Here is a 431-nt window from a genome sequence, read left to right as displayed (position 1 = left end):
AAATAAGTCCCAAAACGATTGAAAGGGTAAAGGAATTGGCTGCTCTTCACAATTATAGACCCAACCCGACTGCAGTCAACTTGAAAAGCAGTAAAAGCGGTACTATTGGGGTTTTGATCCCAAACATCGCTAATTCCTTTTTTGCAAAAGTGCTTTCAGGCATGGAAGAAAGGGCGCAGAGAGAGGGGCTGCAGCTCATGACCTACATTTCTAATGAATCTTACGACAGGGAAAAGCAAATAGCAGAGTTGCTGACTTCAGGATACGTTGATGGCGTATTGATTGCCATAGCAGAAGAAACACAGCGTAAAAAAGATTTTGAACACATCAATAATATCCTTCAATATGATATTCCTGTGGTCCTTTATGACAGGATTGGATTTGATATGGCCGTGGATAAAGTAGGGATCGATGATCATAAGGTATTTTAT

At 40.4% G+C, this 431-nt stretch carries 1 pseudogene; it reads left to right on the top strand.

The features are described 5' to 3' along the window. Nucleotides 1-80 precede the first annotated feature (80 nt). Nucleotides 81-431: pseudogene (locus HC175_RS19035) on the top strand (substrate-binding domain-containing protein); the annotation flags it as partial.

The sequence above is a fragment of the Salinimicrobium oceani genome, assembly GCF_012037645.1.
Note: the sequence above shows the minus strand (reverse complement) of the source record. Positions and strands in the feature narration are given on the sequence as shown.